Origin of the sequence: Aeromonas sp. 2MA4 (genome assembly GCF_029237305.1) — a bacterium.
Taxonomy (GTDB): domain Bacteria; phylum Pseudomonadota; class Gammaproteobacteria; order Enterobacterales; family Aeromonadaceae; genus Aeromonas; species Aeromonas salmonicida.
This window is the reverse complement of sequence record NZ_JAACFY010000015.1, coordinates 56,037-81,557: the sequence shown is the minus strand read 5'-3', so window position 1 is coordinate 81,557 and position 25,521 is coordinate 56,037. Positions and strand designations below refer to the sequence as shown.

Annotated in this window: 24 protein-coding genes; 16 read left to right on the top strand and 8 right to left on the bottom strand. The window is 58.6% G+C overall.

What is annotated here, in order from left to right; translation table 11 throughout:
* The first annotated feature begins 29 nt into the window (after window positions 1-29).
* The 4 genes from kdpB (at window position 30) to GWQ31_RS15430 (ending at window position 6,258) form a co-directional block, all read left to right on the top strand.
* Window positions 30-2,087 carry a potassium-transporting ATPase subunit KdpB gene (kdpB, locus tag GWQ31_RS15445; protein WP_042873548.1) on the top strand — a complete coding sequence of 686 codons (2,058 nt, stop codon included), beginning with the start codon at window positions 30-32 and terminating at the stop codon, window positions 2,085-2,087.
* A gap of 170 nt (window positions 2,088-2,257) precedes the next feature.
* The gene (locus tag GWQ31_RS15440) at window positions 2,258-2,773 is read left to right on the top strand and encodes a potassium-transporting ATPase subunit C (RefSeq protein WP_275909723.1); all 516 of its coding nucleotides are present in this window, start codon (window positions 2,258-2,260) and stop codon (window positions 2,771-2,773) included.
* 126 nt (window positions 2,774-2,899) lie between these two features.
* The gene (locus tag GWQ31_RS15435; protein ID WP_270688599.1) at window positions 2,900-5,488 is read left to right on the top strand and encodes a sensor histidine kinase KdpD; all 2,589 of its coding nucleotides are present in this window, start codon (window positions 2,900-2,902) and stop codon (window positions 5,486-5,488) included.
* 86 nt (window positions 5,489-5,574) lie between these two features.
* A complete protein-coding gene (locus tag GWQ31_RS15430) occupies window positions 5,575-6,258 on the top strand; it encodes a response regulator transcription factor (RefSeq protein WP_058395532.1) in 684 nt (227 codons plus the stop codon).
* A gap of 188 nt (window positions 6,259-6,446) precedes the next feature.
* On the opposite strand, the gene GWQ31_RS15425 is transcribed toward GWQ31_RS15430, so the two are convergent.
* Window positions 6,447-7,574, bottom strand: coding sequence for a multidrug effflux MFS transporter (locus GWQ31_RS15425; RefSeq protein WP_113721696.1), 1,128 nt, complete (start codon window positions 7,572-7,574; stop codon window positions 6,447-6,449).
* Window positions 7,575-7,666: 92 nt separating this feature from the next.
* Between GWQ31_RS15425 and GWQ31_RS15420 the strand changes: the two genes are divergently transcribed.
* Window positions 7,667-8,455, top strand: coding sequence for a helix-turn-helix transcriptional regulator (locus tag GWQ31_RS15420; protein ID WP_275909722.1), 789 nt, complete (start codon window positions 7,667-7,669; stop codon window positions 8,453-8,455).
* On the opposite strand, the gene GWQ31_RS15415 is transcribed toward GWQ31_RS15420, so the two are convergent.
* Window positions 8,421-8,654, bottom strand: a complete 234-nt coding sequence (locus tag GWQ31_RS15415) for a hypothetical protein (RefSeq protein ID WP_219598113.1) — start codon at window positions 8,652-8,654, stop codon at window positions 8,421-8,423. The genes GWQ31_RS15420 and GWQ31_RS15415 overlap by 35 nt on opposite strands.
* Before the next feature lie 292 nt (window positions 8,655-8,946).
* Between GWQ31_RS15415 and GWQ31_RS15410 the strand changes: the two genes are divergently transcribed.
* Entirely contained in the window at window positions 8,947-10,197 is a 1,251-nt protein-coding gene (locus tag GWQ31_RS15410; RefSeq protein WP_059169632.1) for a valine--pyruvate transaminase, read from the top strand.
* 58 nt (window positions 10,198-10,255) lie between these two features.
* Here the strand turns inward: GWQ31_RS15410 and GWQ31_RS15405 are convergent, their stop codons facing one another.
* Both GWQ31_RS15405 and GWQ31_RS15400 read right to left on the bottom strand, forming a co-directional pair.
* The gene (locus GWQ31_RS15405) at window positions 10,256-10,693 is read right to left on the bottom strand and encodes an Hsp20 family protein (protein ID WP_058395536.1); all 438 of its coding nucleotides are present in this window, start codon (window positions 10,691-10,693) and stop codon (window positions 10,256-10,258) included.
* A 92-nt stretch (window positions 10,694-10,785) separates the two neighbouring features.
* A complete protein-coding gene (locus GWQ31_RS15400; RefSeq protein ID WP_005319532.1) occupies window positions 10,786-11,199 on the bottom strand; it encodes an Hsp20 family protein in 414 nt (137 codons plus the stop codon).
* 278 nt (window positions 11,200-11,477) lie between these two features.
* Between GWQ31_RS15400 and GWQ31_RS15395 the strand changes: the two genes are divergently transcribed.
* Together GWQ31_RS15395 and GWQ31_RS15390 are read left to right on the top strand one after the other, a co-directional pair.
* Complete coding sequence (locus tag GWQ31_RS15395) at window positions 11,478-12,182, top strand: YafY family protein (protein WP_275909721.1); 705 nt, start codon at window positions 11,478-11,480, stop codon at window positions 12,180-12,182.
* A gap of 70 nt (window positions 12,183-12,252) precedes the next feature.
* Window positions 12,253-12,630, top strand: a complete 378-nt coding sequence (locus GWQ31_RS15390) for a VOC family protein (RefSeq protein WP_265462934.1) — start codon at window positions 12,253-12,255, stop codon at window positions 12,628-12,630.
* 187 nt (window positions 12,631-12,817) lie between these two features.
* Here the strand turns inward: GWQ31_RS15390 and gyrB are convergent, their stop codons facing one another.
* The 4 genes from gyrB to dnaA form a co-directional block, all read right to left on the bottom strand.
* On the bottom strand, window positions 12,818-15,232 hold the full coding sequence (gene gyrB, locus GWQ31_RS15385; protein ID WP_096117958.1) for a DNA topoisomerase (ATP-hydrolyzing) subunit B: 2,415 nt from the start codon (window positions 15,230-15,232) through the stop codon (window positions 12,818-12,820).
* Complete coding sequence (recF, locus tag GWQ31_RS15380; RefSeq protein WP_021139890.1) at window positions 15,229-16,332, bottom strand: DNA replication/repair protein RecF; 1,104 nt, start codon at window positions 16,330-16,332, stop codon at window positions 15,229-15,231. Before recF ends, gyrB begins: the two co-directional genes overlap by 4 nt.
* Window positions 16,333-16,334: 2 nt before the next feature.
* Window positions 16,335-17,438, bottom strand: a complete 1,104-nt coding sequence (gene dnaN / locus GWQ31_RS15375) for a DNA polymerase III subunit beta (protein WP_005319542.1) — start codon at window positions 17,436-17,438, stop codon at window positions 16,335-16,337.
* Between the two features lie 82 nt (window positions 17,439-17,520).
* Window positions 17,521-18,891: a chromosomal replication initiator protein DnaA gene (gene dnaA, locus GWQ31_RS15370; protein ID WP_275909720.1), complete on the bottom strand. Its 1,371-nt coding sequence runs from the start codon at window positions 18,889-18,891 to the stop codon at window positions 17,521-17,523.
* Window positions 18,892-19,202: 311 nt separating this feature from the next.
* Here dnaA and GWQ31_RS15365 point away from each other — a divergent pair, with 311 nt between their 5' ends.
* From GWQ31_RS15365 to mnmE, 8 genes are all read left to right on the top strand, one after another.
* Window positions 19,203-19,961 (top strand): amino acid ABC transporter substrate-binding protein, encoded by a 759-nt coding sequence (locus GWQ31_RS15365; RefSeq protein ID WP_005319547.1) that lies wholly within the window; start codon window positions 19,203-19,205, stop codon window positions 19,959-19,961.
* Window positions 19,962-20,630, top strand: a complete 669-nt coding sequence (locus tag GWQ31_RS15360; protein WP_087756815.1) for an amino acid ABC transporter permease — start codon at window positions 19,962-19,964, stop codon at window positions 20,628-20,630.
* A 12-nt stretch (window positions 20,631-20,642) separates the two neighbouring features.
* Complete coding sequence (locus GWQ31_RS15355; protein ID WP_275909719.1) at window positions 20,643-21,377, top strand: amino acid ABC transporter ATP-binding protein; 735 nt, start codon at window positions 20,643-20,645, stop codon at window positions 21,375-21,377.
* Window positions 21,378-21,646: 269 nt separating this feature from the next.
* A complete protein-coding gene (rpmH, locus tag GWQ31_RS15350) occupies window positions 21,647-21,781 on the top strand; it encodes a 50S ribosomal protein L34 (RefSeq protein ID WP_005307156.1) in 135 nt (44 codons plus the stop codon).
* A complete protein-coding gene (rnpA, locus tag GWQ31_RS15345; protein ID WP_005319554.1) occupies window positions 21,781-22,140 on the top strand; it encodes a ribonuclease P protein component in 360 nt (119 codons plus the stop codon). The genes rpmH and rnpA overlap by 1 nt, the downstream gene beginning before the upstream one ends.
* Window positions 22,107-22,355, top strand: coding sequence for a membrane protein insertion efficiency factor YidD (gene yidD / locus GWQ31_RS15340; protein WP_010635605.1), 249 nt, complete (start codon window positions 22,107-22,109; stop codon window positions 22,353-22,355). Before rnpA ends, yidD begins: the two co-directional genes overlap by 34 nt.
* Before the next feature lie 5 nt (window positions 22,356-22,360).
* Window positions 22,361-24,007 (top strand): membrane protein insertase YidC, encoded by a 1,647-nt coding sequence (gene yidC / locus GWQ31_RS15335; RefSeq protein WP_017411499.1) that lies wholly within the window; start codon window positions 22,361-22,363, stop codon window positions 24,005-24,007.
* An 87-nt stretch (window positions 24,008-24,094) separates the two neighbouring features.
* Entirely contained in the window at window positions 24,095-25,456 is a 1,362-nt protein-coding gene (gene mnmE, locus GWQ31_RS15330) for a tRNA uridine-5-carboxymethylaminomethyl(34) synthesis GTPase MnmE (protein ID WP_059112340.1), read from the top strand.
* Window positions 25,457-25,521 lie beyond the last annotated feature (65 nt).

The window sequence follows — 25,521 nt, the reverse complement described above, 5'->3', positions numbered from 1 at the left end:
GTCAACTATTTGATACTGGGAGCTTTTCAATGAGCAAGTCCATATCCATCACAACCCATGCCGACAAGGTGAAGGGTAAAAAGCAACGCTCGCAAATCGTGCAGGCCATGGCCGAAGCGCTTTACCGCTTCAATCCCAAGGCACTGTTTGGCAGCCCTATTCTGTTCACACTCTGGCTGGCTGCCGTCATGGCAACCGTGGAGTCCCTGCTGGGGCAACCCTTGTCTGGGGTCGCCCCCAGTCTGGCCTGGCAACTGACCGCCTGGCTGTGGCTGACCCTCTGGTTTGCCAACTTTGCCGAGACCCTGGCCGAAGGTCGTGGCAAGGCGAGAGCCGACAGTCTGAAGGCGGGCATGAGCCAGCTCAAGGCACGTCGGGTGACCGATGCAAAAGATGGTCAGGGCGAATGGGTGCCTGCCACCAGCCTGCTGAAAGGCGATCTGGTGCTGGTACGCAGCGGCGAGATGATCCCGGCCGATGGTGAAGTGGTCGCCGGTATCGCCTCGGTCAACGAAGCCGCCATCACGGGGGAATCTGCCCCCGTCATCCGCGAATCCGGCACCGACCGCAGTGGTGTGACTGGCAACACCACAGTGGTCTCCGACGAGATCTGGGTACGCGTCAGCAACAATCCGGGTGAAAGCACGCTGGATCGGATGATAGCCCTGGTCGAAGGAGCCAAGCGCCAGAAGACCCCGAACGAGATGGCGCTCGACGCCCTGCTGGTGGGTCTGACCCTGATCTTCCTGCTGGTGGTGGCGACCCTGCCCTGGTTCCTCAACTACAACGGCACCCAGGTACCCAGGCTCTATCTGATCGCCCTCTTCATCACCCTGATACCGACCACCATAGGCGGTCTGCTCTCCGCCATCGGTATCGCCGGTATGGACCGGCTGGTGAAGCTGAACGTGATAGCCAAATCAGGCCGTGCCGTGGAGGCCGCCGGTGACGTGCGCACCCTGTTGCTGGACAAGACAGGCACCATCACCTTCGGTAACCGCATGGCAGACGAGCTGATCCCGGCACCTGGGGTGGATCCCTCACTGCTTGCCCAGGCGGCCATGCTGGCCTCCCTCGGCGACAATACGCCGGAGGGCAAGTCCATCCTGACCCTGGCGGGCAAGAGCATGGCCAAGCCGAGCCAGCTGGAGAGCGACAAGGTGATCCCCTTCAGTGCCGAGACCCGCCTGAGCGGTCTGGATCGCAACGGTCACCAATATCGCAAGGGGGCTGTGGATGCGGTACTCAACTACCTCTCCCTCGACCGCAAGGCAGTGCCAGAGGTAATCCTCAAGTCTGTGGATCACATAGCTCGTCAGGGCGGCACGCCGCTGCTGGTCTGCACTCACGAGAAGCTGCTGGGAGTCGTGTTCCTCAAGGACATCATCAAGCCAGGCATCAAGGCCCGCTTCCAGATCCTGCGTCACATGGGGATCCGTACAGTGATGATCACAGGTGACAACCCGCTGACCGCTGCCGCCATCGCTGCCGAAGCCGGGGTGGATGACTTTATCGCAGAAGCAACGCCGGAGAAGAAGCTGGCTTATATCCGCCAGGAGCAGGCGGACGGACGTCTGGTTGCCATGTGCGGTGACGGTGCCAACGATGCGCCCGCGCTGGCACAGGCTGACGTGGGTCTGGCCATGAACGAGGGTACCCAGGCCGCCAAGGAGGCGGGCAACCTGGTGGATCTCGACTCCAACCCCACCAAGCTGCTGGACGTGGTACTGGTCGGCAAGCAGTTGCTGGTGACCCGGGGAGCATTGACCACCTTCTCCATCGCCAACGACGTGGCCAAGTACTTTGCCATACTGCCGGCCCTGTTCATCGCTGCCTATCCGCAACTGGGTGCGCTGAACCTGATGCAGCTGGGTAGCCCCGAAAGCGCCATCTTGTCGGCCATCATCTTCAACGCCCTGATCATAGTGGCGCTGGTACCGCTGGCCCTGCGCGGTGTCAGTCTGAAGGGAACGGCTGCCAGCCTGCTGCGCCGCAACCTGATGATCTACGGTGTCGGGGGTCTGCTGGTACCCTTTATCGGCATCAAGTTGATCGATCTGGTCATTACCGGCCTGGGCTTGGTGTAGGAACAAGGGCACAAGGCGCTGAATCCATGGCGTCCATGGCCTGCTGGTGCACCCGATTAATCGGCATCAAGCTGATCGACCGGGTCATCACAGGCCTAGGTCTGGTGTAACGACATAGCGGGGTGCAAGCCAGGCTTGCATCCCATCAACCTGTTTGGAGCAAGAAAATCATGATCGCAATCAGAACCCTGCTGACCCTGACCCTGTTGTTGGGCGTCAGCTATCCCCTGGCAGTGACAGGTGTGGCCCAGTTGCTGTTTCCCTGGCAGGCCAACGGCAGCCAGTTGACCAACAAGAAGCAAGAGTTTGTTGGCAGCGCCCTGCTGGCGCAGAAATTCGAGCGGGCCGAGTACTTTCATTCCCGTCCTTCCGCCAGTGACTTCGCCACCATAGGTGGCGGCGGCAGCAACCTGGGCGTCAGCTCACCATTGCGTAGCGAGTTCGCCAAGGCACAGGGTGATGTCCAGTCACCGGCCATGTTGACCCGCTCCGGCTCAGGCCTCGACCCCCATCTGCCGGTGGATGCCGTGCTGGCTCAGGTGAACAGAGTGGCCAAGCAGCGAGGGCTGGACCCCGCCTTGCTGACGGAGCAGGTCAAGTCGGCGACACAAGCTGGTATCCTTGGCCCGCAAGTGGTCAATATCCTTCAGCTGAATCTGTTGCTCGATCAGGGCAAGGATGCCTGATGGAGGCAAAGTCCGGCACATGCGGCTGGCGATGACCCATATTTTCGAACTGAGCCAGCGGTTGCTCGATAAGGACAATAATGCGTGATGAGGTAAAGGCGGCAGGTCTGGAGCGGGAGCACCGGGATGCGTGATGAGGCAAGGGCCGACGCCTTGCTGGCGAGCCTGGAGCAAGAACACAAGGGCAAGCTGAAGGTATTCCTCGGTGCCGCACCCGGCGTAGGCAAGACCTACGCCATGCTGCAGGCAGTGCGTGAGCAGGCAAGAGAGGGGGTCGATATCCTGATCGGCGTAGTGGAAACCCACGGCCGTCAGGAGACTCTGGCCCTGCTCGACAAGCTTGCCATCCAGCCACGCAAACTCCATCTCCACCGCCAGCAACGTCTGGAGGAGATGGATCTGGATGCGCTGCTTGCACGCAAACCCGCCATAGTGGTGGTGGATGAGCTGGCCCATAGCAATGCCCCCGGCAGCCGCCACGAGAAGCGCTGGCAGGATGTGGAGGAGCTGCTCGGGGCAGGCATCGATGTCTACTCCACCCTCAACGTGCAACACCTCGAGAGCCTCAACGATCTGGTGTGGCAACTGACCGGTGTCAGGGTCAAGGAGACCCTGCCCGATCAGGTGCTGCTGGAGGCCGACAGCATAGTGCTGATCGACCTGCCCCCCAAGGAGTTGCTCGGCCGACTCAAGGAGGGCAAGGTCTATGTGCCCCATCAGGCCAAGGCCGCCCTGCAGTCCTTCTTCTCCCTCAACAACCTGACCGCCTTGCGCGAGCTGGCGATGCAGACCGCCGCCAGCCACGTGGAGGGGGATCTGCAACTGCAGTGGCAAGCCGCAGGCAAGACAACGCTGCCGTTGCGAGGCAAGCTGATGGTCTGCCTCGGTGATCAGCACGGCTCTGCACTGGTGCGCTACGGCCACCGTTTCGCCCAGCGCCGCCAGCTGCCCTGGCTGGTGGTCCATATCGACAGCAAGGGACAACGCTCCGCCGAGCTGGAGCAGGCACTGGCGCTGGCCTCCCACCTAGGGGCCAAGGTGTTGACCCTCTCCAGCCCGGCGGTAGCCAGTACCCTGCTGGAAACGGCCGAGCAGCAACAGGTCTCACAACTACTGCTCGGCAAACCCCACAAGGCCCCCTGGCGCCGCTCCCTGGTGCAACACCTGCTCAAACAGGCACAAGGGCTCGAAATCACGCTGGTGGATACCGAGAAGCGCAAACCCGGCATAGGATTGCAGCCGCTTCACCCCAAGGACATTCGCCAGAGTCTGCTGGCAGTGACCATAATGGGGCTGACATCGGCTGCCGCCTGGGGACTCTCTCACTGGCTGCCCCCTGCCTCCCTGCCGCTGCTGTTCGTATTGGGGGTGCTGGCGACGGCACTCACCACCAGCCTGGTGCCCGCCATTCTGGCGGCCGTGCTGGGGTTTGTCGGCCATAACCTGCTCTTTACCGCCCCTTATTTTTCACTGAGCGTGGCAAGACACAGTGACCTGCTCACCTTGCTGGTACTGCTTATCGTCGGTATGACGGCAGGACGGCTCGCCTCCCGCCAGCGGCAGCAACTGGTGGGCTTGCGTGAAACCCAGCAGCTCGGCAATGCCCTGCTGTCGCTGAGCCAGGGGCTGGCCACCGCCAGCAGTCCGGAAGAGGTACTCAGGCAAGGCACCCAGGCCATCTCCCTGGCCCTGGCTCAACCCGTCTTTGCCCTCGACCAGCATTATCAACACAGGGCTGGTTCGGAAAAAATTGAGCCTGGCCAGACCGACAAAGCCGCCATCGACTGGTGTCTGGCCCAGAAACAGAGTGCCGGAGCCCACACGGCGACGCTCAATGCCGCCGACGCGCAATATCACCATCTCACCGATGAGCTGGTGCTGGGCATCCTGCTGACCAATCCGCTCTCCTCTTCTGCCGAGCACCAGCTGCAAGCCCTGCTCACCGACATCCGAGCGGCCCTGGCCCGGATCGATCTCAACGAACGGTTGGCCGACAGCCAGTTGCAGGCAGAGACGGATCGGATGCGCGCCGCCCTGCTCTCGTCTGTCTCTCACGACCTGAAAACCCCGCTCGCCACCATAATGGGGGCTGGCAGCACCCTGCTGGAGTACGGTGACAGGATCAGCCCGGAGGATCGCAGCGAACTGCTCCATTCGGTGCAGGACGAGGCGCGCCGCCTGCACAGCTATGTGCAGAACCTGCTGGACATGACCCGCATCGGTTCACCCGACTTCCAGCTGAAACGCGACTGGGTCGACCTGGCCGATCTGGTGGAGAGTGCCCGCAAGCGGCTGGAGTCTTCCTGGCGTCAGCACAAGCTGCTGGTGCACTTCGATCAGCAGATCCCCCAGCTTTATGTGCACGGCGCCCTTATCGAGCAGGTGCTGGTCAATATCCTCGACAATGCCTCCCGCTACTCACCGGCCGGCACCCCCATAGAGTTCAAGGTGATGCTGGCGGATCCGGACCTCATCCTCGACATCATAGATATCGGGGTAGGCATCGCCGAGTCGGACCGGGACAAGATCTTCAATCTGTTCTACACCCAGCCTGTCGGCGATTGCGGCAGTCGAGGCACCGGGCTTGGCCTCGCCATTTCTCGCGCTATGATAGAGGCCCATGGCGGCCGTATCTGGGCATTCTCCGGTCCCAATGGCAACGGCACCTGCATGCGCATCTCGCTGCCGCTTGCCCTCAACGCACCTGAGGTATAATGGTCCGCATATGGCTCACAGCGATGGCAGAGAGTGCTATTTTCCCTCGCCTCAGCCCTCCCCCAATGTTCGCCTCAGGAGACTAGATGGCTCACATATTGGTCATAGATGATGAAGCGGCGATTCGCCGCTTTCTGCGTATCAGCCTGATTGCCGAAGGGCATCAGGTCAGCGAGGCGGTAGGGGTCAATGAAGGGCTGGAGCTGTATCGCCATCTCAATCCCGATCTGGTGATCCTGGATCTCGGCCTGCCGGATGGGGATGGCATTCAGATACTGCAAGCCATTCGCGAGCATCACCAGAATCCGGTACTGGTACTGTCGGCGCGGGATTCGGAACAGGAGAAGGTGCGACTGCTGGATGCCGGCGCCAACGACTATATGAGCAAGCCGTTCGGCATTGGGGAGATGATGGCCCGCATCCGGGTATTGCTGCGCCAGCGGGCCGGAGTCAGCAGCGGCGAACGCCGCCACTTCCCGCAATGTGGCCTGACCCTGGACGCCAGCAGCCACAAGGTGAGCCTGCATGATGAGGAAATTCCCTTATCTCGCAAGGAGTTTGCCCTGCTGCAGGCGCTGGTGTGCCATCCCGGCAAGCTGGTGATGCAGACCCAGCTGCTCAACGACATCTGGGGACCGAGCCACAAGGAAGATACCCACTACCTGCGCATCGTCATCGCCAGCCTGCGCAAGAAGCTGGGGGATAATCCCCAGCAACCCAGCCTGATTGAAACCGAATCCGGCATCGGCTACCGTTTTATCGGCAGCTGATGTTTCAGCAAGAAGCTGGGCGGCAACATTCCCAGCAACCCCACCTGATCGAGACCGAATCCGGTATCGGCTACCGTTTTATCGGCAGCTGATGTTTCAGCAAGAAGCTGGGCGGCAACATTCCCAGCAACCCCACCTGATCGAGACAGAATCCGGCATCGGCTACCGCTTTATCGGCAGCTGATGTTTCACGTGGAACGCCGTCCGCTGCACAGTACGGCCAAGAGGCCACAGCCAAAGAGCAGCATGCCCAGATCCTGCAAACCGGCCGCCAGTGCCAACCCCAGACTGAGCAACAGGTAGTAAGCCAGCCCGAACAGAGCACCCGCACTGCCTGCCACCTCCCGATAAGTCAGCAAGGCCTGACTGAGCACATTGGGAATGGCGATACCAAAGGCCACGACCACTCCCATCATGGGCAACAGGAACCAGAGCGAATCCTGACTCGTCCACACAGCAACCCCCGCCCCCAGCGCCAGCGACGTGGCCAGCCGGATGAGCGACATCGACTGCCAGCCCTTGCCCAACAAGCGCTTGTTCAGCAGGCTGCCGATCAGAGTCCCTAGCGCCAACACCAGGCCGGAATAGCCGAACTCGCTAGCATTCAATCCCAATCCGGCAAACAGAAACGGTGCCAGGCTGTAGTAGCCAAACAGCATGGTATTGAACAGAGCGACCAGCAGGGCGCTGCGCCAGAGCCCGCCATCCCTTGCCATCCGGCACGCCAGTGGCCAGAGAGCCACCCGGGTAGTGATGGCAGGACGGGTTTCAGGCAGACGCCAGCTGGCGATCACCGTCAATCCCAGGGCCAGCACCAGCAAGCCGCTGAAGACACCGAGATAGCCTAACTGCTCGGCCAACAGACCGCCGCTCACCAGCCCCAACACAGGGCTGATGGACAGAGCCACCCCCATCACGGAGAAGACACGGGCCAGATCGCTGCCCTGATAACTGTCACGCAGCATGGTCTGGGTCACGACAGATCCCACGGCGGCGCCAAAGGCCGAGATGATCCGGGCCAGCAGCAGGGTTTCAAACTGGTTGGCCAGCAATGCCAGCAGACTGCCAGCCCCGTAGGTCAGCAGACCGGCCAGCATGGCCGGACGCCGCCCGATCAGATCGCAGAGGCGACCCCAACAGACAACCCCTACCGCAAACGCCAGAAAATAGACCGACAGTGTCTGGGACGCCTGCCCGTCACTCACCCTGAACTGACTGGCAATATGCGTCAGCACAGGGCTGTAGATGGTCTCCACTATCTGGGGAAACATCATCAATCCCACCACCAGCCAGAGCGGTGGCAACTTGTTGTTCATGACAAACCTCCTTGACGAGAGGTTGCCAGTCTAGAGAGATACGAAATGTCTGATTACAATAAGCAAGACTATAAACATCAACAATCAGACATATGGCCTTTATTCTTCCCGATCACCCCTTTGATCCCGACCGCCTGACTGGCAGCGTGATCGGCATAGCCTCTGCACTGGGTTGGCACGACTCAGGCTTGCATCAGCATCAACGCCATCAGCTGTTGTTCGCCCAGGCTGGCTGCATGAGCATAGAGCTGGCCAATCGGGTCTGTCTGCTGCCACCCAGCCGGGCAGCCTGGCTGCCGGCGGGTACGCCCCACAGGGTCTTGATGCGCGGCGTGGTGGCCTACCGATCCCTCTACTTCATGCCACAACCAGAGCTGCCAGCCAGTGTGCAGGTGATCGCTGTCAATCCACTGCTGCGGGAGGTTATAGAGCGAATGGCGCTCTGGTCATGGGATAAACCGGAAGTGGAGCAGAGCCGGACGCTGGCCTTGTTCATGGAGGAGATGGCGCAAGCGCCGCGACAATCCTGGCAGCTGCCGTTGCCGGCAGACCCTCGCCTGGCAGTCTGGTTACAGGAGGTAAAACGGGGGGACACCCTGCCCGATCGGCTCAACCGGCTGGCCGAACGGGTGGGTGCCAGTGACAAGACCATAGGTCGTATCTTCATGCGGGAAACCGGCATGAGCTATCAGGCATGGCGCCAGCAGTGGCGTCTGCTGCGCGCCATGGAGCTGCTGGCCGAGGCTGTGCCCATCAGTCGGGTAGCGGCTTCGCTGGAGTTCTCCAGCGACAGCGCCTTCATCAGCTTCTTCAAGCAGCATACGGGGCAGACTCCCCTGCGTCATCTCAACTCTCGGGGTGAGTCGCATCGGCCGAGCTAGCTTCCACCACCAGGGTATCCAGCACCAGTGGCTTCAAGTTGCTGAGGGCATCCAGCACCACAGCCCGGGATGCTTCCTGCTGCTGGGCCAGCATCTCCTGTCCCAGTTTGGCGGTATCCAGTTCGGGTCTGGGGTTTTCAGTTGCCATGACATTCAGGCTGAGGGTGCTCATTATCAGGGTGGCGATCAGGGTTTTCATCTGGCTTGCTCCGGTATGGTTGAGATGACCAGATAGCTATTCCAATAGTCGTGCCAACCCTCAAAAAATACATAAGAGTATGAATTTGTTTAAATTTATCTTCTTATGACACCAAGGTACGTCGCACAAAACATCATGTGTGGTCATTTTTAAACCCATTAGTGGTATTTTTTACCATGCTTGATTATTGAGTCATGTTCCACGTGGAACGTCCCGTTATTTTGATCGACACCCGCTTTTAAACTGAGCTATGGTGCTACATCCCCGTAACTGACTCTGGATCCGTCACCGAATGGAATTTTCCTTGTTCGGCGAGAAGTTCACTCGCCACGCCGGCATTACCCAACTCATGGATGACCTTAATCAGGGGCTGACCAATCCGGACGCCATCATGCTGGGTGGCGGCAATCCGGCTCCGATCCCCGCCATGCTGGAGCGCTTTCAAACCGAAGCCAGAAACCTGCTCGACAATGGCGAACTGGTCAAAGCCATGGCCAACTACGACGGCCCCCAAGGCAAAGACAGGTTCACCAAGGCACTGGCCACCCTGCTCAGCAAGGAGCTCGGCTGGAATATCACGTCCCGCAATATCGCCCTGACCAACGGCAGCCAGAATGCCTTCTTCTACCTGTTCAACCTGCTGGCCGGTGAGTTCGCAGATGGCCGCAAGAAGAAGGTGCTCTTCCCCCTGGCGCCCGAATACATTGGCTATGCCGACTCGGCACTGGCCGATGACTATTTCGTGGCGTACAAACCCACCATAGAGAAACTGCCCGATGGCCAGTTCAAATACCATGTGGATTTCGAAAGTCTGCAGGTGGGTGACGATATCGGCGTGATCTGCGTCTCTCGGCCGACCAATCCAACTGGCAACGTGCTGACCGACGAAGAGATTGAACACCTCGATCAGATCGCCCGCGACAAGGGCATTCCACTGCTGATCGACAATGCCTACGGTGTGCCCTTTCCCGGCATCATCTTCAGCGAGGCCAAGCCGTTCTGGAACGCCAACACCATCCTCTGCATGAGCCTCTCCAAGCTGGGACTGCCAGGCACCCGCTGTGGCATCGTCATCGCCGATGAGAAGATTATCCAGGCCATCACCAACCTGAGCGGCATCATCAACCTGGCGCCGGGCAGCCTGGGGCCCGCCATCACAATCCCCATGATCGAGAGCGGCGAGATCATTGCCCTTAGCGAACAAGTGGTGAAACCCTTCTACAAGCAGAAGGCCGACTTCGCCGTGCAACTGCTGCGAGACGCCATCCCGGACCCGCGCTTCCATATCCACAAGCCGGAAGGCGCCCTCTTCCTCTGGCTCTGGTTCGAAGGCTTGCCGATCCACAGCCAGGAGCTGTATGAACGGTTGAAGGCCAAGAATCTGCTGATCGTGCCTGGTCACTACTTCTTCCCCGGCATTGATGACCCGGAGTGGCGCCACAGCCAGGAGTGCATCCGCCTCAACTACTCCCAGAGCGAGGAGCTGGTGCGCCGTGGCATTGCCATCCTTGCGGACGAAATCAATACTCTCTACGCTCGCTGATCAAGCCTGCCAAAAACAAAAAGGCCTGCAATCGCAGGCCTTTTTCATCTCTTGTCACTTAGTTGGGCAGCGCCAGCTGATCGGGTTTGCCGATCTCGATGGCACGAGGCTTGAGCGCCTCGGGCAGCTCGCGAGCCAGATCTATGGTCAAGAGGCCATGTTCCAGTTTGGCGCCCTGCACCTCAACGTGCTGACTCAGCTTGAAGGCGAGCTCGAAGTCACGCTCTGCGATACCCTGATGGAGGAACTGACGCTCACCGGCAGCGGCCTTGCGCCCCTTCACCTTGAGGGTGCCGTTTTCGGTTTCCAGCTCCAGCTCTTCGCGCTCGAAGCCTGCCACCGCTAGCGTGATGCGGTAGCTGTCGTGCTCCCGCTTTTCGATGTTGTAAGGGGGATAGGCTGCTGCTTTCTGTTCAAACAGACCCTCCAGCTCACGGGCCATCCGCTCAAAGCCGACGGCATTGGAATAGAGATGAGAAAAATCGAGGTTACGCATAATCCTATCCTTCTAATAAGCAACAGGTTTTCATTTCCACGGCCCGTCATCGGCACCCGGGAAGCTTGGTAAAAATGGATTCAAATCAGGTGTTAGCCGTTGATCTCAATCTTGCGCGGCTTCATCGCCTCGGGTACTTCTCGCATCAGCTCGATGTGCAGCAGGCCATTTTTCAGATCAGCCCCTTTTACTCGCACATAGTCGGCCAGTTGGAAACGACGCTCGAAGCCTCGCTCGGCTATGCCCTGATACAGGTAGTTGCGATCGGACTCTGCCTGCTTGCTGCCCTTCACCGTCAGCAGATTTTCCTGGAAGCTCAGCTCCAGCTCTTCCTGGGTAAAGCCAGCCACCGCCATGCTGATACGGTAGTCGTTGTCACTCAGCTGCTCGATGTTGTAGGGGGGATAACCGGCATTGCCATTGCTGGCCGCAGATTCGATGAGATTGGCCAGACGATCGAAACCGATGGCAGAACGATAGAGCGGGGAAAAATCGATAGAACGCATAGTATTACCCTCTTGTGAGCGATAACGGATTATTTACCCTCCTGTTGGACGGGTTCTTGGTCGAAACCTCTGTCGAGCGTTCCGGCCTTGTTACCTATATAGGGGCCAGTTTTTTGCTTTCAAGGGCGAAAAATGAAAAATTTTCTGAAACATCAGATGTGGCTCTTAGCTTCCCTTGGCATCTTCTAGTGATAATAAAAGAGGTGAGCATAATCCCCCACCTTGTCCCGGCTCGCCCAAACATGGCACCCTAACCGCAGATCTCAAGGAGCCATGCCATGTCCCGTTCCGAACGCCTGCTGGCCCTGCTCCAGCTGTTGCGCGGTCACCGTTACGCCATCACAGGCACAGAGCTGGCCAGCCAGCTTGGCATCAGTCTGCGCACCCTCTATCGGGATATCGCCACCCTGCAGGCTCAAGGTGCCCATATCGAAGGTGAGCCCGGTATCGGCTATGTGCTGCGCCCTGGCTTCATGCTGCCCCCGCTGATGTTCAGCGAAGAGGAGCTGGAAGCCCTGGTGCTGGGTTCACGCTGGGTCGTCGCGCACTGTGATGAAGCCTTGAGTGCATCTGCCAGCAGTGCACTGGCCAAGATAGAGGCCGTGCTACCCGCCGAATACCGCCAACAGCTCCAGGCCAATGCCCTGCTGATCGGCACCTCCCGCAGCGACAGCCCTGTCAATGAGGCCCCCCTGCGCAGTGCCATCCGCCAGCAGCGCAAGGTGACCCTGAGCTATCGCGATCTGAAAAAGGAGCTATCTGAGCGCACCGTCTGGCCATTTGCTCTCGGCTACTTCGAGCAGGTGCGGGTACTGGTCGCCTGGTGCGAACTGCGGCAAGGCTTTCGTCACTTTCGGGTAGATCGCATCACCCGGATGCAGCAGGAAGATAAGCGCTATCCCAAGAGCAGAGAGAGCCTGCTGAAAGAGTGGCGTGCTACCCAGCAGATCCCGCAACCAAAATTCATTGCTGACAGAAACTGACAGCAGGTAGCGCCATGCTGACGGGGTCGGCGTAGATGCGCCCTCCACCGAATCAAGGAGCATTACCATGTTGTTAGTCCCACAGTTCACCATTCTCTATGTCGCGAATCCGGCTCGCAGCGCCCTCTTCTATCGCGAGCTGTTTGGCCATCCGCCAGTCGAAGAGTCTCCCACCTTTGCCATGTTCGTGTTCGAGTCAGGCGCCAGGCTGGCGCTCTGGTCCAGTGCCACAGTAGAACCCGCCGTTACCCAGAGTGCAGGCGCCATGGAGCTGGCCTTCCCTCTGCCTGATGAAGCCAGTGTCGATATGGGCTTGGCCGAGTGGCGGGCTCGCGGCCTGACCATACTCCAGCAGCCAACCAAGATGGAGTTTGGCTACACCGGCATGGCGCTCGATCCGGATGGCCATCGCCTGCGTCTCTACTGCCCGGCGCCCGAGCTGGGCTGATGATAAACAATCACAAGTGTTTGGTTGGCAATGGTCAGCACTGTGTTTCACGTGGAACATCCATGACGATCCGAGATAATCCAGGGCTGGTCGCCATCCTGATGGGGAACGGATAGTGCGATCCCCTGACTGCAGATGTAAAAAAGCCGCTCACAAGGAGCGGCTTTTAGCTGTCTGACTGCATCGATTAGACGTCGAGGTTGGCAACGCGCAGGGCGTTGGTCTCGATAAAGTCACGACGGGGCTCAACGGCATCACCCATCAGGGTGGAGAAGAGCTGGTCGGCACCGACGGCATCGTCGATGGTGACGCGCAGCATGCGACGGGCTTCCGGATCCATGGTGGTTTCCCACAGCTGATCCGGGTTCATCTCGCCCAGCCCTTTATAGCGCTGGATGTAGATGCCACGCTTGCCTTCGCCCATCAGCCAGTCGACCGCTTCCACGAAGTTGGCGATCGGCTTGACCTTCTCGCCACGCTTGATGAAACCACCGTCCTCGATCAGGTTCGCAATCTCCTTGCCCAGCGAGACCAGTTGACGGTACTCGGAGGACTGCAGGAAGTCGTAGCTGATCGCATATTCACGGTCTACCCCGTGCTGACGCACGACGGCATGCGGCACGAACAGGCTGCGCTCTTCGTCACGACGCACCTGGATCTGGTACTGAATACCGTGGTTGCTCTCGTTGAGCACGGCTTCCATGCCCTGGCACCAGGCCAGCAGATCGCTTTCGCTGGCCAGCAGGGTTTCGTTCAACTCAGGCTGATAGATCAGCTGGGTCAGCACGGCATCCGGAGCACGGCGGGACATGCGAGTGATCAGGTGAGACACGGCGCGGTGCTGGTTGACCAGACGCTCCAGTGCCTCGCCACCGATAGCCGGCGCCGACTCGTTGACATGCAGGGTCGCACCATCCAGCGCCATGGCAGTCTGGTACTGCAGCAGCGCATCTTCGTCTTTCAGATACTGCTCCTGCTTGCCCTTCTTGACCTTGTACAACGGTGGCTGGGCTATGTAGATGTAGCCACGCTCGATGATTTCCGGCATCTGACGATAGAAGAAGGTCAGCAGCAGGGTACGGATGTGCGCACCATCGACGTCCGCATCCGTCATGATGATGATGTTGTGGTAACGCAGCTTGTCCGGGTTGTACTCGTCACGACCGATACCACAGCCCAGGGCTGTGATCAGGGTGCCCACCTCTTGCGAGGAGATCATCTTGTCGAAACGGGCCTTCTCCACGTTCAGGATCTTGCCCTTGAGCGGCAGTATGGCCTGGTTCTTGCGGTTGCGACCCTGCTTGGCGGAACCGCCAGCAGAGTCCCCTTCCACTATGTAGAGTTCGGAGAGGGCCGGGTCTTTCTCCTGACAGTCTGCCAGCTTGCCGGGCAGACCGGCGATATCCAGCGCACCCTTGCGGCGAGTCAGCTCGCGGGCCTTGCGGGCAGCTTCACGGGCACGGGCCGCATCGATGATCTTGTTGACCACTATCTTGGCATCGCCCGGGTTTTCCAGCAGGAACTCGCCGAGCTTCTCACCCATCGCCTGTTCAACGGCGGTCTTCACTTCGGAAGAGACCAGTTTGTCCTTGGTCTGGGAGGAGAACTTGGGATCCGGTACCTTGACCGAGATGACCGCAATCAGACCTTCACGCACGTCGTCGCCGCTAGCGGCCGACTTGGCCTTCTTGCTGTAATCCTCTTTGTCCATATAGGTATTGAGGGTACGGGTCAGCGCAGTACGGAAACCCACCAGGTGAGTACCGCCATCCCGCTGCGGGATGTTGTTGGTGAAGCAGTAAACCCCTTCCTGATAGGCATCGTTCCACTGCATGGCGACTTCGACACCGATGCCGTCCTGCTCTGTGGAGAAGTGGAATACCTTGGGGTGGATCGGGGTCTTGTTCTGGTTCAGGTATTCAACGAACGCCTTGATACCGCCCTCATAGCAGAAATGCACCTCGCGGCCATCACGCTCGTCCTGCAGACGGATGGAGACACCGGAGTTGAGGAAGGAGAGCTCACGCAGACGCTTGGCCAGGATCTCATAGTGATACAGGGTATCGGTGAAGATGGTCGGGCTCGGCCAGAAGCGCACTTCGGTACCCGTGCCGCTGCTGCTGTCGCCAATCTGCTTGAGCGGCGCCACAGGCTCGCCCAGGTGATAGGTCTGCTCATAGACATGGCCGTTGCGACGTATGGTCAGCAACAGCTTGTCAGAGAGGGCGTTAACAACTGAGACGCCCACGCCGTGCAGGCCGCCTGATACCTTGTAGGAGTTGTCATCGAATTTACCGCCGGCGTGCAGCACAGTCATGATGACTTCTGCGGCGGAGCGGCCCTCCTCCTCGTGCATGTCTACCGGGATACCCCGGCCATTGTCACGCACGGATACAGAACCGTCGGAATGGATCTTGACCAGAATATCGGAGCAGTAGCCAGCAAGAGCCTCGTCAATGGAGTTATCGACGACCTCAAACACCATGTGGTGCAGACCTGAGCCATCATCCGTATCGCCGATGTACATCCCCGGGCGCTTCCGGACCGCATCCAGGCCCTTCAGTACTTTGATATTCGAGGAGTCGTAAGTATTTTCACTCATAGCTTACTCTCTGCCTTCTCTAACGTTTCGGAGATCTTGCCTTGTTCCACGTGGAACAACTTGCAGTCATTCGCATCCATCATGTCTGCGAGCTGGCCGGTGTCGATGGCGGTGATAAACACCTGAGAACCGCACTGCTTCAGCCTTGTGGCCAGCAAACGGCGCTTGTCGACATCCAGTTCAGAGGCAAAATCGTCAATTAAAAAAATACAGCCACGGCTGCTATGTTGATTCAAATAGAGCCCTTGGGCCAGTCGCATGGCACAGACCAACAACTTCAGCTGACCCCTGGACAAAATATCCTGAGCAGGCACACCGTTCGCCTTGAGTCGCACATCGGCCTTCTGTGGGCCAACCCCTGTGTAACCCAGCGTACGATCCCGCTCAAACCCCGCCTCCAGCAAGTCGCCGAGGGGGGTATCTTTCTCCCAGCCCCGATAGAAACCGAGACTGATGTCGAATTCGGGCAGAAAATCTGCCGTCATCTCCTTGATCAGGGGCGTAATGGCCTGACAATAACTGGCGCGAAACTCGGCCAGTTCACTCCCGAGCCGCACCAGTTCCTGATCCCAGAACGCCAACTGGCGATACTGGGTGCTCTGGCGCAACAGCGCATTGCGCTGTTTCAACAGACGCCGCACTCGTCCCCACAGGGAGAAAAAGGTCGGTTCCTGATGGAAAACGCCCCAATCCAGCCAGGCCCGGCGAGCCTGGGGCCCCCCCGTCAGCAGGTTGAAGCCATCGGGATGGATCAACTGCACCGGCAACAGCTCGGCCAGATCGGCCAGTCGCTGGGCCTGGGCCCCGGCGATCTTGAGCTGGGTCTCGCCACTCTTGTCCTTGGCGAGCCCGATGGGCACCTGACGCCCCTCCAGTTCACACTGGGCAAACAGGGTAAAGGCCCGCTCCCCCTGGCGGATAACCCGCCCGGTCAGGTGAGTACGAAAGGAGCGACCGAGACCAAGATAGTGAATGGCTTCCAGCACGCTGGTCTTGCCGCTGCCATTGCACCCGACCAGGATATTGAGACCGGGGGACAGCTTGAGACTGGCCTGCTGGATATTGCGAAAGTCGCTGAGCTGGAGTTTGACCAGGGACACGACTAGATCCGCATCGGCATCACCACGTACTGAGCATCCTGATGATCAAAATCCTCAATAATGGCACTGCTGATGGAATCGCTCAGGCTAATCCGAATTTGGTCACATTTTAACGTATTCAGCACGTCCAGCACATAAGAGACGTTAAAGCCGATCTCCATCTCGCTGGCTTCGTATTGTACGTCAAGCAGCTCTTCGGCTTCTTCCTGTTCCGGGTTGTTGGCGGTAATGCGCAGCAGGTTTTCCTGCAGATTGAGACGCACCCCACGGAATTTCTCGTTGGAGAGGATGGCGGCGCGGGCAAATGCCTGACGCAGATCCTCACGACCGGCGATCAGAGCCTTGTCGCTGTTGCGCGGAATAACCCGACGCCAATCAGGGAAGCGGCCATCCACCAGCTTGGAGGTGAAGATGAAGCCGTCCAGCGCGGCGCGCAGGTTGCTGCGACCAATCTGCAGCCTTACCGGCTTGTCTTCCGCTTCCAGCAAGCGCACCAGCTCAAGCACACCTTTACGGGGCAGGATAACCTGATGATCGGGCAGCGATTCTTCCACTACCTCGCGACGGCAGGTGGCCAAACGGTGGCCATCGGTCGCCACGGTACGCAGACCGTGGCCCTCGCTCTCGAACAGCATGCCGTTCAGGTAGTAACGCACGTCCTGGCTCGCCATGGAGAACTGGGTCGCATCGATCAGCTTCTTCAACTCCAGCTGGCCAATGTCGAATTCGAGCACGGATTCCCAATCCTCGATATTCGGATATTCACTGGCAGGCAGGGTCGACAGGTTGAAACGGGAACGACCGGAACGGATGATCAGGCGCTCGCCTTCGGTGTTGAGGCGAATGTCCGCCCCTTCCGGCAGGCCACGGCAGATATCCAGCAGCTTGCGCGCCGGCACAGTGGTGCGGCCATCCTGGCTCTCATTATTGAGATAGACCTGGCCTATCATCTCGACTTCCAGGTCAGTCCCGGTCAGCGACAGCAGACCCTGGCTGACATCAAGCAGGACATTGCCGAGGATCGGCAGGGTCGGCCGGCCACCCAGGGCACCGGACACCAGTTGCAGAGGACGTAACAGGGCCTCACGGCTAATTTCGAGCTGCATCTGTGCTCTCCGTTGTTATCAGGACGAAAGGTTTCGGATCAGGTTGGAATATTCGCGCTGCATCTGTCCACTCACCGTCATATCAGGAAGAGAGGGTTCGGATCAGGTTGGAATAGTCCTCCTTGATGTCGTGACTCTCCTCCTTCAGCTGCTCTATCTTGCGGCAGGCATGAAGAACGGTAGTGTGGTCACGGCCACCAAAGGCATCACCTATCTCCGGCAAACTGTGGTTGGTCAGCTCCTTGGCCAGTGCCATCGCCAGCTGACGCGGACGGGCAACGGAGCGTGAGCGGCGTTTGGACAGCAGATCCGCCAGCTTGATCTTGTAATACTCAGCCACCGTCTTCTGGATGTTGTCGATGGTGACCAGCTTCTCCTGCAATGCCAAGAGGTCGCGCAGCGCTTCGCGCACGAAATCGATGTTGATGGCACGGCCGGTGAAGTTGGCGTTGGCAATCACCCGGTTGAGGGCGCCTTCCAGTTCACGAACGTTGGATCGCAGACGCTTGGCGATGAAGAAGGCCACTTCGTCCGGCAGGTGGATCTGGTTCTCATCCGCCTTGCGCATCAGGATGGCGACGCGGGTCTCCAGCTCCGGCGGCTCGATCGCTACCGTCAGGCCCCAGCCGAAGCGGGACTTGAGACGATCCTCGACACCATTGATCTCCTTCGGATAGCGATCCGAGGTCAGGATGATCTGCTGGTTACCTTCAAGCAACGCATTGAAGGTATGGAAGAACTCCTCCTGGGAGCGCTCCTTGTTGGCGAAGAACTGGATGTCATCGATGAGCAGGGCATCGACGCTACGGTAATAACGCTTGAACTCTTCAATGGCGTTATTCTGCAGCGCCTTCACCATATCCTGCACAAACCGCTCGGAGTGCATGTAGATGACTTTGGCGTCCTTCTTGCGCTCCTTGATGGCGTTGCCAACGGCATGCAGCAGGTGGGTTTTGCCCAGACCGGTGCCGCCATATAGGAACAGAGGATTGTAAGCGCCACCCGGGTTGTCGGCTACCTGACGGGCAGCCGCACGGGCCAACTGGTTGGACTTACCCTCGACGAAGTTCTCGAAGGTATAGTTCACGTTGGTGTTGCTCTTGTGGTTCGGCTCAGGCTTGGCGTCAGCCTTGCTTTCCCAGCTCTTCTGCAAGTTATTCACAGGCACAGCACCCCGCGCCGGCGCTCTTGCGATCGCAACGGGATGGGGACGATTACCTATATCAAAACGCAGGGTGGGGCCATCGACCCCACAGAGTTCATTGATGATGCCATTAACCCGGATGAGATACTTGTCTCGTACCCAGTCCAGAACAAAGCGATTCGGTGCATACAGGGTCAGAGTATTGTCACTCAACTCCGCTTGAAGCGGCCGGATCCACATGCTGAATTCTGCCGAGGGCAACTCATCTTGCAGCCGGTTAAGGCACTGCTGCCATAGCGAAGCAGTCACTCTAAACTCCCGTCAATTGATTAACTAAAGACCGGCTATTCTACGTTTTTAGCGGCTGGATCTCTAGCCGCCACCTCGTGGATCCGGCAAATAAGATCCTTGACTTTCAAGGATCCAGCACCGATGAATCTTATTTCATCCCCAAAGTTACCCACAGCCTGATCCCACCCGGACGACCCCGGGGATCCTGACCTTAACCGGTTATTTTATATAACCAAATATCATTTATTCTTTGGGTTTTATTCCAATAACATCAACGCAAATCCAGTCATTACAACTAAAAATACAGAACAACAGAGAGAGGAATCCCCATGACATCATCCATCAAGCTGGTCTCCGGTGCCGCCATTCTGCTGGCCGCCCTGTCCGGTCAAGCCATCGCCCAGGAAACCATCAAGGTCGGCATGTCCGGCAAATATTTCCCGTTCACCTTCGTCAAGCAGGACAAGCTGCAGGGCTTCGAGGTGGATATGTGGAACCAGATCGGTGAGCGCACCGGCTACAAGGTCGAGTTCGTGACCGCCAGCTTCTCCGGCCTGTTCGGCATGCTGGAAACCGGCCGCGTCGATACCATCTCCAACCAGATCACCATCACCGACGAGCGCAAGGCCAAGTACGCCTTCTCCCAACCCTACGTCTATGACGGTGCCCAGATAGTGGTCCGCAAGGGCAACAGCACCATCCACGGCATCAAGGATCTGGAAGGCAAGACGGTTGCCGTTAACCTGGGTTCCAACTTCGAAGAGCTGCTGCGCAAGAACGACCCGAACAAGAAGATCGATATCCGCACCTATGACTCCAGCTTCGAGCAGGATGTAGCCCTGGGTCGCATCGATGCTTTCGTGATGGACCGCGTCTCCACCGCCCAGCTGATCAAGGAATCCAAGCTGCCGCTGCAACAGGCTGGCGCACCGTTCGAGACTATTGAGAACGCCCTGCCCTTCCTGAAGACGCCTGAAAAGCAGGCTCTGCTGAAGAAGGTCGACGACGCCCTGACCGCCATGCGCAAAGATGGTGCCCTGCGTCAAATCTCCGAGAAATGGTTCGCAGCTGACATCACCGACAAATAAATGATGGAATTTGACCTCGAGTACACCCTAGGGCTGTTCCCCATCCTGCTCAAATACCTGGGCACCACGATGGAAATGGCCCTGTGGGGATTCGTCTTGGCACTCGTACTGTCGCTGACCCTGGCGATAGTACGGGTGTTTCGCATCCCCGTGATCCACTGGCTGGCGATGCTCTATATCTCGTTCTTTCGAGGTACGCCGCTGCTCGTCCAGCTGTTCCTGCTCTACTACGGACTGCCGCAACTGTTCCCCGTCTTCGTGGGAATGGATGCCTTTACCGCCGCCATCGTCGGCCTGACACTGCACTTCGCCGCCTACATGGCAGAGTCGATCCGTGCCGCCATCCTGGGTATTCACAAGAGTCAGATGGAAGCGGCGCTCAGTATCGGCATGAGCCGCTATCAGGCTATGCGGCGGATCATATTGCCGCAGGCAGCGCGCATAGCGACCCCGTCGCTGATGAACTACTTCATCGACATGATCAAGAGCACCTCGCTGGCGTTTACCCTGGGAGTGGCCGAGATCATGGGCAAGGCGCAGATGGAAGCCTCCTCCTCCTTCAAGTTTTTCGAGAGCTTCATGGCGGTGGCCCTGGTCTACTGGGTGGTGGTCATCATCTTCACCCGCTTGCAGCACCTGCTGGAAGTGCGCCTGAACCGTGCCTATTAAAGGAAGTCTGCGATGATCAAATTAACAGGCCTCTCCAAGGCATTTCACGGCAACAAGGTGCTCAACAGCATAGATCTGGAGGTCAGGAAGGGGGAGATAGTGGTCATTATCGGCCCCTCCGGTACCGGCAAGTCGACGCTGCTGCGCTGCCTGAATCTGCTTGAGACACCGGATGCAGGCACCCTTGCCATCGATGATCTGCAGCTGGATCTGGCCAACGCCAGCGAACAGCAGGCCATAGAGCTGCGCAAGCGCGCCTCCTTCGTGTTCCAGAACTACGCCCTGTTCGCCAACAAGACGGCGCTCGACAACATAGCCGAGGGGCTGATCACCGTCTGGAAGCAGCCAAAGGCAGAGGCCCTCGCCACAGCCCTCGGCATCCTCAAGGACATAGGGCTTGCCGACAAGCAGGATGCCTACCCGGCGTCTCTCTCCGGCGGTCAGCAGCAACGGGTCGGCATCGGCCGCGCCATGGCGGCTCACTCCAAGGTCATTCTGTTCGATGAGCCCACCTCGGCCCTCGACCCCGAGTGGGTCGACGAGGTACTTGGGCTGATGAAGAAGCTGGCACGCCAGCACCAGACCATGGTGGTGGTGACCCATGAGATTGAATTTGCTCGTGATGTTGCCGATCGGGTGATCTTCATGGAGGGGGGCCGGATCGTGGAACAGGGCCCGCCGGATCAGATATTGGTCGATCCCAAGGATCCCCGCACCCGGGAGTTCTTGCGAAAAGTACTTAAATAGCTCTCTCTTTGGCGGCCTGGCCGCCTTTTTTATTGGAGGATCCTTGTTTAACCCCGGGTTGCCAGTATAATCCTGAGCCCTTGATCCTCCGGATCCTGTCAGCTTCTCCTGCTTGTTGATGAGTCAGGGCAAGATGAGAGGGAACAGCGGATTGACTAAAAGCCGAACTCTGTTTAGAATTCGGCCTCTTTTGCTAGTCGTCACACGCTATAGCTGGCGCGTCGGCTAAGTGTGACAATCAAAACTGTACAGAAATACGGAATCGAATCATGAAACGTACTTTTCAACCGTCCAACCTGAAGCGCAAGCGCTCTCACGGTTTCCGCGCCCGCATGGCAACTGCCAACGGTCGTAAAGTTCTGGCCGCTCGTCGTGCCAAGGGTCGTGCCCGTCTGGTAGTTTAATGCCAACGCCGCACACCTTCTCTCGGGAGTTACGTCTGTTAACTCCCGAACACTTCAAACGCGTTTTCGCCGAGCCTGTCCGGGCCGCTTCTCCGCAAATTACTCTTCTCGCCTGTCCCAATACTCTCGAACATCCCCGTCTTGGCCTCGCTGTGCCCAAAAAAGCACTCAAGCGTGCCGTCTGGCGTAATCGTGTCAAACGAGTGGTCCGGGAAAGCTTCCGTCTCAATCAAGCCAGCCTGCCCGCTATCGACATAGTCGTGATCGCCAAGGGCGGCGTCAAAGAGATGGATAACGAGGAGCTGTTCAAGTTACTGGAAAAGCTATGGCGCACTCTGTCACGCCGTTGCAATGGGTAGCTGTCAAACTGATACGCCTGTATCAGCTAATCATTAGTCCCCTGCTGGGGCCGCGCTGCCGTTTCACGCCAACTTGTTCCCAATTTGCGATAGAAGCCATCCGACTTCACGGTTTCATAAAAGGCGTTTGGTTAGCCAGCAAACGTCTATTAAAATGCCATCCCTTATCCGAGGGTGGTTATGACCCGGTTCCGCAACCAAAGCGAAGAAACTGAAGACTATGGAATCACAACGCAATCTTATCCTGATCGGTTTGCTGTTCGTGAGCTTTCTGCTCTGGCAACAGTGGGAGTCCGACAAGGCTCCGAAGCCGGCCCCGACTACCGTGGCCCAAACCGAACATTTCGTACCTGAAGCCGGTCAGACCGGTGATATTCCTCAGGTTTCCGAGCAAGCCAACGCAAACGCCGCACGCAAGCTGATCACCGTCTCCTCCGACGTGCTCAAGCTGACCCTGGATACCCAGGGCGGTGACATTGTTTCTGCCGAGCTGCTGGCCCACAAGCTGGAAGAGGGCAAGGATCAATCCTTCGTCCTGCTGACCAGTCAACCTGACCGCCTCTATGTCGCCCAGAGCGGCCTGGTGGGTCGCGATGGTCCTGACAGCCAGGCCCAGGGTCGTCCCACCTATGAAGCCGCCCAGACCAGCTACCAGCTGGCCGATGGTCAGGATCAAGTCGTCGTTCCGATGACCTGGACCGACAGCAAGGGTGTGGTCTTCACCAAAGAGTTCGTGCTCAAGCGCGGTGACTATGCGATTGGCGTCGATTACAAGATCGACAACAAATCTGCCGAGCCGGTCCAGGTGCAGTTCTACGGTCAGCTGAAGCAGACCGTGACCACACCCAAGGATCAGGAAGGCCACGCCATGGTAGCCAGTGCTTACCGTGGTGGCGCCTTCTCCAGTGAAGAGAGCCGCTACAAGAAGTACACCTTCGACGAGATGAAGGATGCCGACCTGAACAAGACCACCAAGGGTGGTTGGGTCGCCATGCTGCAACACTACTTCGTCTCTGCCTGGGCACCGAATGCCGACGATACCAACAGCTTCTACAGCCGAGTGATCCCTGGTAAAGACCAGGCCATTATTGGCTACAAGGCGCCGCTGGTAGACGTGGCTGCCGGCCAGCAGGCCGAAGTGACCAGCAAGCTGTGGGTGGGTCCCAAGCTGCAAGACCAGATGGCCAAGGTGGCAAACCACCTCGACCTGACCGTCGACTACGGCTGGCTGTGGTTCATCGCCCAACCGCTGCACTGGTTGCTGACCGTGTTCCAGGGCTTTGTGCATAACTGGGGTGTGGCCATCATAATGCTGACCCTGCTGGTGCGCGGTATCATGTTCCCGCTGACCAAGGCCCAGTACACCTCCATGGCCAAGATGCGCATGCTCCAGCCCAAGCTGGCCGCGCTCAAGGAACGCTTCGGTGACGATCGCCAGAAGATGTCTCAGGGCATGATGGAGCTGTACAAGAAGGAGAAGGTCAACCCGCTGGGTGGCTGTCTGCCTATCCTGGTCCAGATGCCTATCTTCATCGCTCTGTACTGGGCACTGATGGAATCCGTTGAGCTGCGTCACGCACCGTTCGCGCTGTGGATCACCGACCTGTCAGTGAAGGACCCCTTCTTCGTACTGCCAATCCTCATGGGTGCTTCCATGTGGTATCTGCAGAAGATGAGTCCGACCACCATTACCGACCCGATGCAGCAGAAAGTGATGCAGTTCATGCCGATCATCTTCACTTTCATGTTCCTCTGGTTCCCGGCTGGCCTGACCCTGTACTGGTTGGTGAGCAACGTCATCTCCATTACCCAGCAGACCATCATCTATCGTCAGCTGGAGAAGAAAGGGCTGCATACCCGCACCTGATCTTCCCCCTGATGACAAAAGAGGCGGCCTTCGGGCCGCCTTTTTTATTACAATGTCCCCAATTACCGAACATACGAGCCAAGCAAGATGACAACAGATACGATCGTGGCCCAGGCCACCGCGCCCGGCCGTGGCGGCGTTGGCATAGTCCGGGTCTCAGGCCCCGCCGCCGAACAGGTCGCCGAGATAGTGCTCGGCAAGCTTCCCCGGGTCCGTTATGCCGAATATCTGCCGTTCAAGGATGAGCAAGGCCAACCGCTGGATCAGGGCATAGCTTTGCTGTTCAAGGCCCCCAACAGCTTCACCGGCGAAGATGTGTTGGAGCTGCAAGGTCACGGTGGCCCCGTCATCATGGACATGCTGGTGCGCCGTATCCTGCAGATAAAAGGGCTGCGCCCTGCCCGTCCCGGCGAGTTCAGCGAACGCGCCTTCATGAACGACAAACTGGATCTGGCCCAGGCCGAAGCCATCGCCGATCTGATTGAAGCCTCCAGCGAGCAGGCCGCCCGCAGCGCCATGCACTCCCTGCAGGGGCAGTTCTCCAGCAAAATCCAGCAACTGGTGGAGAGCCTGATCCGGCTGCGCATCTATGTGGAAGCCGCCATCGACTTCCCGGACGAGGAGATCGACTTTCTCTCCGACGGCAAGGTGGCAGGCGATCTCTACGCCATCATGGCTGAGCTGGACGGCGTGCGCAGTGAAGCCAAACAGGGCGCCCTGCTGCGGGAAGGGATGAAGGTGGTGATCGCCGGTCGTCCCAACGCAGGCAAATCGAGCCTGCTCAACGCCCTGGCCGGACGCGAGTCAGCCATCGTCACAGAGATTGCCGGCACCACCCGCGACGTGCTGCGCGAGCACATCCACCTGGATGGCATGCCGCTGCACATCATAGATACCGCCGGCCTGCGCGATACCCTGGACAAGGTAGAGCAGATCGGCATCGAGCGTGCCTGGGCCGAGATAGAGCAAGCCGACCGTGTGCTCTTTATGGTGGATGGCACAACGACCGATGCGATCGACCCGCGGGAAATCTGGCCGGAATTTGTTGATCGGTTGCCAAAAAACATCGGCCTCACGGTCGTACGCAACAAGGCTGACCTGACTGGCGAGGATCTGGCTCCAAGCCAGGAGCTGGGCCACGCCGTCTACCGCATCTCCGCCAAGACAGAGCTGGGGCTGCCCGCCCTGCGCGAGCACCTGAAAGCCTGCATGGGCTTCCAGGGCAACACCGAGGGGGGCTTCATGGCCCGCCGCCGCCACCTGGATGCACTGGAGCGCGCCGCCGAGCGGTTGCTGGTGGCCAAAGATCAGCTGGAAATCTATGTCGCCGGTGAACTGGTGGCCGAAGAACTGCGTCTGGCGCAGGAGTCTCTGTCCGAGATCACCGGCGAGTTCAGCTCCGACGATCTGCTCGGTCGCATCTTCTCCAGCTTCTGCATCGGCAAATAATCTAGCAAGAAGCAGCCAGAGTAACGCAAGCAAACAGGGCGAGAGCTGGCTCTCGCCCTGCAACC